The 5,737-nt window shown below is 72.2% G+C and carries 5 protein-coding genes; 2 read left to right on the top strand and 3 right to left on the bottom strand.

Annotated features, from left to right (window positions below; genetic code table 11):
• Positions 1–159 precede the first annotated feature (159 nt).
• Both pruA and ABZU75_RS44895 read right to left on the bottom strand, forming a co-directional pair.
• Positions 160–1,785: an L-glutamate gamma-semialdehyde dehydrogenase gene (gene pruA / locus ABZU75_RS44900; protein WP_355569163.1), complete on the bottom strand. Its 1,626-nt coding sequence runs from the start codon at positions 1,783–1,785 to the stop codon at positions 160–162.
• Positions 1,785–2,711: a proline dehydrogenase family protein gene (locus tag ABZU75_RS44895; RefSeq protein ID WP_355569160.1), complete on the bottom strand. Its 927-nt coding sequence runs from the start codon at positions 2,709–2,711 to the stop codon at positions 1,785–1,787. The genes pruA and ABZU75_RS44895 overlap by 1 nt, the downstream gene beginning before the upstream one ends.
• Positions 2,712–2,805: 94 nt before the next feature.
• Between ABZU75_RS44895 and ABZU75_RS44890 the strand changes: the two genes are divergently transcribed.
• Positions 2,806–3,873, top strand: a complete 1,068-nt coding sequence (locus tag ABZU75_RS44890; RefSeq protein WP_355569157.1) for a helix-turn-helix domain-containing protein — start codon at positions 2,806–2,808, stop codon at positions 3,871–3,873.
• A 16-nt stretch (positions 3,874–3,889) separates the two neighbouring features.
• On the opposite strand, the gene ABZU75_RS44885 is transcribed toward ABZU75_RS44890, so the two are convergent.
• Positions 3,890–4,621 (bottom strand): glycoside hydrolase family 16 protein, encoded by a 732-nt coding sequence (locus ABZU75_RS44885; protein WP_355569154.1) that lies wholly within the window; start codon positions 4,619–4,621, stop codon positions 3,890–3,892.
• Positions 4,622–4,732: 111 nt separating this feature from the next.
• Between ABZU75_RS44885 and ABZU75_RS44880 the strand changes: the two genes are divergently transcribed.
• Positions 4,733–5,686 (top strand): hypothetical protein, encoded by a 954-nt coding sequence (locus tag ABZU75_RS44880; RefSeq protein WP_355569151.1) that lies wholly within the window; start codon positions 4,733–4,735, stop codon positions 5,684–5,686.
• Positions 5,687–5,737 lie beyond the last annotated feature (51 nt).

Raw genomic sequence — 5,737 nt, 5'->3', positions numbered from 1 at the left:
GACCGGCCGGTCGCACCGCTTCCGCACCTCCGCCGGCCTGCCCGGTGGTCGTGCTCACCGGTGACGTCGGCCCGGACACCACACGGTGGCCGACCTCGGCGCCTCCGAGTCGCAGGTCTTCCCCGGGGCTAGGGGGCAGTAGTGCCGGGACGGGGTGTCTCAGCCCATGTGCGGGTAGCGGTGGTCGGTCGGCGGGACGAACGTCTCCTTGATCGTCCGGGCGTTGACCCAGCGGGTGAGGTTGAGGATCGACCCGGCCTTGTCGTTGGTGCCCGAGGCGCGGGCCCCGCCGAAGGGCTGCTGGCCGACGACCGCGCCGGTCGGCTTGTCGTTGATGTAGAGGTTGCCCGCCGCGAAGCGCAGCCGCTCCGACGCCGAGGTGATCGCGTAGCGGTCCTGGGCGATGATCGAGCCGGTCAGCGCGTACGGGGAGACACCCTCCATCTGGTCGAGCACCGCGTCGAAGTCCGCGTCGTCGTAGACGTGCACGCCGAGGATCGGGCCGAAGTACTCCTTGACGAAGATCTCGTCGGTGGGATCGGCCGACTCCAGGATGGTCGGCCTCACGAAGTAGCCGGTCGAGTCGTCGTACGAGCCGGTCAGCACGTTGATCGAGTCGAGCGAGCGGGCCCGGTCGATCGCGGCCCTGTGCTTGGCGAACGCCCGCCCGTCGATGACCGCGCCCATGAAGGTCGACAGGTCGGCGGCCACGTCGCCGACGGTCAGCGACTCGGCGGTGCCCACCAGCTCGTCGCGGATCACCGACCAGACCGAGCGCGGCACGTAGGCCCGGGAGGCGGCCGAGCACTTCTGCCCCTGGTACTCGAAGGCACCGCGGAGCAGCGCGGTGGCGAGCACACCGGGATCGGCGGAGGGGTGGGCCAGCACGAAGTCCTTGCCGCCGGTCTCGCCGACCAGACGCGGGTAGGACCGGTAGGAGGTGATGTTGGCGCCGACCGTGGACCACAGGTGCTGGAAGGTCGCCGTGGAGCCGGTGAAGTGGATGCCCGCCAGGTCGGGGTGGGTCGTCGCGACCTCGGAGACGGCGGCGCCGTTGCCGGTCACCATGTTGATGACGCCCGGCGGAAGCCCGGCCTCCTCCAGCAGGCGCATGGTGAAGTGCGCGGCGAACTGCTGGGTGGGGGAGGGCTTCCAGACGACCACGTTGCCCATCAGGGCCGGAGCCGACGGCAGGTTCCCGGCGATGGCCGTGAAGTTGAACGGGGTGATCGCCAGGACGAAGCCCTCCAGCGGCCGGTACTCCATCCGGTTCCACACGCCGGACGACGAGATCGGCTGGTCACTGAGGAGCCTGCGGGCGAAGTCCACGTTGAAGCGCAGGAAGTCGATCAGCTCGCAGGCCGAGTCGATCTCCGCCTGCTGCGCGGACTTGGACTGGCCCAGGATCGTCGCGCCGTTCAGCGTCTGCCGGTAGGGGCCGGCCAGCAGGTCGGCGGCCCGCAGGAAGATCGCGGCCCGCTCGTCGAACGGCATGGCGCGCCACGCGGGCGCCGCCCGCAGCGCGGCGTCGATCGCCGCGCGCACGTCGCCGGCGGTGGCGTCGGCCGTACGGCCGAGCACGGAGGCGTGGTTGTGCGGCTGGACCACGTCGATCGGGGCGCCGCCGCCCATCCGCTGCTCGCCGCCGATCGTCATCGTCAGATCCAGCTGGGCCCCGGCCAGCTCCTTGACGCGGTTCTCCAGCGCGGTGCGCTCGGCACTGCCCGGCGCGTAGCCGAGCACCGGCTCGTTGATCGGGGCGGGAACTGTGGAGATGGCATCCATCACTTGCCTCCAAGGGCACGAAGAAAGAAGGCGATGTTCGCCGGACGCTCGGCCAGCCGGCGCATGAAGTAGCCGTACCAGTCGTCGCCGTAGGGGACGTAGACGCGCATGACATGGCCGGCGCCCGCCAGGGCCTGCTGCCGGTCCGTCCTGATTCCGTAGAGCATCTGGTACTCGTAGTCACCGGGGGAGCGGCCGAACCGGTCGGCGAGCGTCTCGGTGATGGAGATCAGCCGGTCGTCGTGCGTCGCCACCATCGGGTAGCCGGCACCCGACATGAGAATGCGCAGGCAGCGCACGTAGGCCCGGTCGACCTCGTTCTTGTTCCGGTGGGCCACCGAGGCCGGTTCGGCGTAGGCGCCCTTGACCAGGCGGACCCGGGAGCCCCGGTATGCCAGGTCGCGGCAGTCGGCCTCGCTGCGGAACAGGTAGGACTGCACCGCGACGCCGACGGAGGGGAAGTCCTCGCGCAGGGCCCGCAGCGTCTCCAGCGTGGAGTCGACGGTGGTGTGGTCCTCCATGTCGAGGGTCACGTTCGCCCCGCAGGCGCGGGCGGCCTCGCAGATCTGCCGCGCGTTCTCCAAAGCGATCTTGTCACCGTCGGCGCCCAGCGCCTGGCCGACCGCCGAGAGCTTCACCGAAACCTCGGCGCGGTCGCCGAGCCCCAGCTCGCCCAGGGGGCTGAGCAGAGTGGCGTACGCCCTGGCCGTCTGGGCGGCGGCAGCGGCGTCCTTCGTCTCCTCACCCAGGTGGTCGACGCTGACGGCCAGGCCCGCGGCGGCGAGGCGACGGATCACCTCGACCGCGTCCTGGGGCGTCTCACCCGCGACGAAGCGGTCGACGACCTTGCGTGTCAGTGGTACGCCGGAGACCGCGCGCCGTACCAGCGGCAACCGGGATGCGCCGAGAAGGAGGGAACCGAGCATGTCTTCACCCTAAAACCCTGCTCAGGCCGACCATCATGTGCATCTGCCACGACCGGCGGGAAGAGTGTTCATACACATGTACGACAATGGTGAGGTGTTACAGGAGACAGTCGACGAGATCGCCGCCAGGCTCGGTGCCTCCGCCACCCTGGAGGACCGCTCGTTCCAGCTCCTGGCCTATGCCGCGCAGAGCGGTGACATCGACCTGGTGCGCCAGGAATCCATTCTGCGGCGCCGCGCGACCGACCAGGTGCGGGCCTACTTCGAGGGATACGGCATCGCCGGCGCCCACGGGCCGGTGCGCATCCCCGCCGACGCCGACCTGGGGGTGCTCGCCCGGGTGTGCGTGCCGCTGCGGCACCGCGAGGTGACCTACGGTTACCTGTGGCTGCTCGACGACGGCACGCTCGGCGACGACGTCCTGGCCTCGGTCGGTGATCTGGTCTCCCGGGCCGCCGCGGTCCTCGCGCAGGAGGCCCGCAGCCGCCAGGACATGGGGGCGAGCCTGCGAGGGCTGTTCTCCTCCGACGGGGAGGAGCGTTCCTGGGCGCTGTCGCGGCTGGACCTGCGCGGTCCGGTGGCGGCGATCGCCGCCCGCAGCTCGCCGGACCGGGTCGCCGCCCTCTGGACGCTCCCGCGTGGCGTGCTCGCCGATCCGGCGTTCCCCGCCGGGGACGAGCCGCTGGTCGCGCTGCTGGTCCCGGCCGGCCAGGCGGGGGAGTTGGCGGGCCGGATCCAGGGCATGTACGGCACGGCGGTGGGTGTCGGCGCCCCCCGGGACGATCTCGCCCAGGCCTGGCGGAGCTGGCGGGAGGCCGTGCACGCGCTCGGTGTCGCCGGCCGGGTGCCCGCGCTGGGGCCCGTCGCCGCCTGGTCGGGGCTGGGGGTCTACCGGCTGCTCGCCCGCATGTCCCAGGCCGGGCTGCGGGAACTGGCGGAGGAGGTCGCCGGGCTGGCCCGGGACCCGGAACTGGTCAGGACCGTGGAGAGCTATCTCGACCGCGCGGGTCACGTCCAGGAGACCGCCACCGCGCTCGGCGTGCACCGCCAGACGCTCTACTACCGGCTGGCCAAGGCCGAGCGGCTCACCGGCCGCGACCTCGCCGACGGCGAGAACCGCCTGCTGGTCCACCTCGCCCTCAAGGCGATCCGCCTGCTCTGAAAAGGCCCCGGCCGCGCTAAACGGCGGCCCGGTAGATCTTTACCCAGTCCACGTACATGCTGACCGTCGGCGGAGTGGAGCGGTTGCGGCACGGCGACCACTCGTTGCACGTCACGTCGTTCTGCAGCGCCAGGTGCATGGAGCGGCCCCTCGGCACGTTCGGCCCCCGGTAGTCCCACACCTTCTCACCGTCCAGCCAGAACGTCAGCCGCCCGGGCAGCCAGTCGACCGCGACCGTGTGCCACCGGGTGAAGTCGGCCCGCATCTGCCGCTGGGCCTGGGGGCCGTCGCCGCGGTGCACGAAGATCCCGCCCGATCTGCGGGCCGGGTCGATGATCTCGGCGAAGTCGATCTCCGCGTACTCCCCACGGCCCTGGTCGGACGGCCAGAGCAGGGCCACCGGGGTGTAGCCGGCGCCGCGCTCGGCCCGCAGCCGCACCTCCCAGCGCCCGTACCGCTGCGCCGAGCGGGTCGCGATGCCACCGGACAGGTCCCTGCCTGCCACGATGCCGCCCTTGAGCCGCAGGACGCCGCCGCCCACGCTCGTGGCCCGCCCGGTGCGCGGGTTGGTCTCGGCGTTGGGGGAGTGGTAGACGACCCACCTGCGGCCGTCGACCCGGGTGCCGTCGAAGTTCTCCACCAGGACGGGGGCGCCCCACCCGCGCTCGGCGGACGCGCTCTGCGCCGGCAGCGCGGAGAGCGTCAGGGCGGTGGCCAGGATGCCCAGGAACGTGCCACGAATTGACATGGGCCCATCAAAGCAACGATCGCACTCCAGTAACAGTGGTATTCCATTTTCGCATCCGTCCCACGAATCCGGGGGGTGCTACTCCGAGCAGGTTGTGCCACGATTTCGGACATGAGCGACATTGACGCCATACGGCGGGCACTGGCCAGGCTGGTGGAGTCCGGTGAGCTCCAGGCGGAGCAGGTGGAGCCGGTCACCCTCGCCGTGGGCGAGGCACTGCGCGACCGGGGCGCCGGGGACCGGGTCAGATGGAGCGAGATCCTCGCCTACGTCGGCGGGGGACTCGTCCTGGCCGGTGCCGCCGCATTCGTCGCGCTGGGCTGGGAGCGGATGACCCAGCCGACGAAGATCACGGCCCTCGCCGTGGTCACCGTCCTGCTGCTGGCGGTGGCCACCGGGCTCGGCCGGGCCGCGCGGTCCGCGACCGGCAGGACGGCCGCGGTACAGGGCAGGGTCGCCGCCACGCTCGCCGCGCTGGGCTCGGGTACGGCCGCCCTCTGCGCGGGGGTCGCCGCCGACCGCCACGAGGGGCTCGTCGCCGGCCTGGCCGGGCTGGTGGTCGCGGCGGTGGCCTACGTGCTGCTGCCCACCGCGATCGGCCTGCTGGCCTGCGGTGGGTTCGCCCTCCTCACGGTGACCGGCCTGCTGGACGTCTTCGTCAGGCAGGAGGGCGCCGGCTGGGGCCTCGCCTACGTCGCACTGGGCGTGCTCATCCTGGCGCTCGCCCTCGCCGGGCTGCTCGCCCCCGGCGACCTGGGGCTGGGCATGGGCGCCGCCATCGCGCTCTTCGGCGGGCAGTGGCCCGTCCTGTGGGACGGGGAGGCCTGGGGGTACTGGCTGACCGCGGTGATCGCGCTGGCCTGCCTGGCGCTGTACGGGCACCGGCGTACCTGGGTGCTGATCGTCAGCGGAGTGGCCGGGTTGACGCTCGCCGTTCCCGAGGCGGTCTGGGACTGGACCGACGGGGCCGTGGGCGGCGCGGTGATCCTGGTCCTGGCCGGGGCCGTCCTGCTGGCCGCGAGCGGCCTCGGGGTCGTGCTGCACCGCCGCGCGTCCCAGCCGTAGGGCCGCCTTCCGGTACGGACCCGTCACAGGTGAAAGACCGGGGCTCCCGCG

This window comes from Streptosporangium sp. NPDC005286, assembly GCF_040607515.1.
GTDB lineage: Bacteria > Actinomycetota > Actinomycetes > Streptosporangiales > Streptosporangiaceae > Streptosporangium.
Note: the sequence above shows the minus strand (reverse complement) of the source record. Positions and strands in the feature narration are given on the sequence as shown.